At 53.2% G+C, this 3307-nt stretch carries 1 rRNA gene; it reads right to left on the bottom strand.

Features of this window, described 5'->3' with window-relative positions:
* Positions 1–65 precede the first annotated feature (65 nt).
* Positions 66–3133 (bottom strand): 23S ribosomal RNA (locus EG850_RS13115).
* Between the last annotated feature and the right edge of the window lie 174 nt (positions 3134–3307).

Below are 3307 nucleotides of genomic sequence, written 5' to 3'. Positions count from 1 at the left end.
TTGTTCTCGACCATACATCGAGAACCACACAATAGACGCGAACACACTCACACAACAGATTGTAAGTAATCAAATCATCGGCATATTAGTACCGGTCAGCTCCACACATTACTGCGCTTCCACATCCGGCCTATCAACCCAGTCATCTACTGGGAGCCTCACCCCCAAAAAGGGGACGGAAGTCTCATCTTGAAGCCGGCTTCCCGCTTAGATGCTTTCAGCGGTTATCCGTTCCGAACGTAGCCAATCAGCCGTGCCCTTGGCAGAACAACTGACACACCAGAGGTTCGTCCATCCCGGTCCTCTCGTACTAAGGATAGATCTTCTCAAACTTCCAACGCGCGCAGCGGATAGAGACCGAACTGTCTCACGACGTTCTGAACCCAGCTCGCGTACCGCTTTAATGGGCGAACAGCCCAACCCTTGGGACCTACTCCAGCCCCAGGATGCGACGAGCCGACATCGAGGTGCCAAACCATGCCGTCGATATGGACTCTTGGGCAAGATCAGCCTGTTATCCCCGAGGTACCTTTTATCCGTTGAGCGACAGCGCTTCCACAAGCCACTGCCGGATCACTAGTCCCGACTTTCGTCCCTGCTCCACCTGTCAGTGTCACAGTCAAGCTCCCTTGTGCACTTACACTCAAAATCTGATTGCCAACCAGACTGAGGGAACCTTTGGGCGCCTCCGTTACTCTTTAGGAGGCAACCGCCCCAGTTAAACTACCCACCAGGCACTGTTCCTGAACCGGATCACGGTTCGAAGTTAGATAATCAGAATGACCAGAGTGGTATTTCAACAACGACTCCACCAACACTAGCGTGCCAGCTTCACAGTCTCCCACCTATCCTACACAAGCCACACCAATCACCAATACCAAGCTATAGTAAAGGTCACGGGGTCTTTTCGTCCTGCTGCGCGTAACGAGCATCTTTACTCGTAATGCAATTTCGCCGAGTTCGCGGTGGAGACAGCTGGGAAGTCGTTACGCCATTCGTGCAGGTCGGAACTTACCCGACAAGGAATTTCGCTACCTTAGGATGGTTATAGTTACCACCGCCGTTTACTGGGGCTTAAATTCTGTGCTTTGCCAAAGCTAACACTTCCTCTTAACCTTCCAGCACCGGGCAGGCGTCAGTCCGTATACATCGTCTTGCAACTTCGCACGGACCTGTGTTTTTGATAAACAGTCGCGTCCCACTAGTCTCTGCGGCCCACACACGCTTTCGGAGCAAGTCCTATACGCGCTGGGCCCCCCTTCTCCCGAAGTTACGGGGGCATTTTGCCGAGTTCCTTCACCACGATTCTCTCGATCTCCTTGGTATTCTCTACCTGACCACCTGTGTCGGTTTGGGGTACGGGCAGCTAGAACCTCGCGTCGATGCTTTTCTTGGCAGCAGAGGATCACCAACTACGTCCCAAAGGGACTTCCGCGTCAGATCTCAGGCTATATGAGTGACGGATTTGCCTATCACTCGCCCTACATCCTTGCCCGGATACAACCATTCACCCGGATTGGCTACCTTTCTGCGTCACACCTGTTAACACGCTACCCTCACCAGCATAGGTTCGAACGCTAGCCCGACAACGCTCCCGAAGGAACGGAGCCGGATTCGGGCTCTTAGCATCACTGGGTCAGATTGGACGGTTCTTCGCCGGTACGGGAATATCAACCCGTTGTCCATCGACTACGCCTGTCGGCCTCGCCTTAGGTCCCGACTTACCCAGGGAAGATTAGCTTGACCCTGGAACCCTTGGTCTTCCGGAGGACTGGTTTCTCACCAGTCTTTCGCTACTCATGCCTGCATTCTCACTCGTGTAGCATCCACGACTGGTTTCCACCGCCGCTTCACTCGCCACACGACGCTCTCCTACCAATCCCAAAAAGGAATTCCACAATTTCGGTGGTGTGCTTGAGCCCCGTTACATTGTCGGCGCGGAATCACTTGACCAGTGAGCTATTACGCACTCTTTCAAGGGTGGCTGCTTCTAAGCCAACCTCCTGGTTGTCACTGCAACTCCACATCCTTTTCCACTTAGCACACGCTTAGGGACCTTAATTGGTGGTCTGGGTTGTTTCCCTCTCGACTATGAAGCTTATCCCCCACAGTCTCACTGCTGCGCTCTCACTTACCGGCATTCGGAGTTTGGCTGACGTCAGTAACCTGTTGAGGCCCATCGGCCATCCAGTAGCTCTACCTCCGGCAAGAAACACGCAACGCTGCACCTAAATGCATTTCGGAGAGAACCAGCTATCACGAAGTTTGATTGGCCTTTCACCCCTAACCACAGCTCATCCCCCCAGTTTTCAACCTAGGTGGGTTCGGTCCTCCACGAGGTCTTACCCTCGCTTCAACCTGGCCATGGATAGATCACTTCGCTTCGGGTCTAGGACATGCGACTCAACGCCCTATTCAGACTCGCTTTCGCTACGGCTTCCCCACACGGGTTAACCTCGCCACATATCACTAACTCGCAGGCTCATTCTTCAAAAGGCACGCCGTCACCCCGAAAGGCTCCGACGGATTGTAAGCAAACGGTTTCAGGTACTATTTCACTCCCCTCCCGGGGTACTTTTCACCTTTCCCTCACGGTACTAGTCCGCTATCGGTCATCTGGGAGTATTTAGGCTTATCGGGTGGTCCCGACAGATTCACACAGAGTTTCACGGGCTCCGTGCTACTTGGGATACTCTTCGCGCCATAACAACGTTTCAACTACGGGACTCGCACCCCCTATGGTTCGCCATTCAAAGCGATTCGTCTACGCTGCGCTGTAACGCTTGTCGCTCGGTAGCGCGACAGAAAAGTCCCACAACCCCGACCGTGCAACCCCTACCAGGTATCACACACGACCGGTTTAGCCTCTTCCGCGTTCGCTCGCCACTACTAACGGAATCACGGTTGTTTTCTCTTCCTGCGGGTACTGAGATGTTTCACTTCCCCGCGTTCCCTCTACCCGCCCTATATATTCAGGCGGGAGTGACTGGATCAAGTCCAGCCGGGTTTCCCCATTCGGAAATCCTCGGATCAAAGCCCGTTTATCGGCTCCCCGAGGCTTATCGCAGATTACTACGTCCTTCTTCGGCTCCAGATGCCAAGGCATCCACCGTTTGCTCTTAGAAATTTGATCACATGAGTAATCCAGAAAATCTATAAAAATAAACTCTAGAAACTTAAATGACTCACCCCATACACCTCCAAAAAGAAGGCATCAGGGCGAATCTAAGATGCTCGCGTCCACTGTGTAGTTCTCAACGTACGGTCAGTACCAGCAGCCTGATCTCGATCGCAATCGACACCAACC

The organism is Gulosibacter macacae (genome assembly GCF_003865375.1).
Lineage (GTDB): Bacteria > Actinomycetota > Actinomycetes > Actinomycetales > Microbacteriaceae > Gulosibacter > Gulosibacter macacae.
Note: the sequence above shows the minus strand (reverse complement) of the source record. Positions and strands in the feature narration are given on the sequence as shown.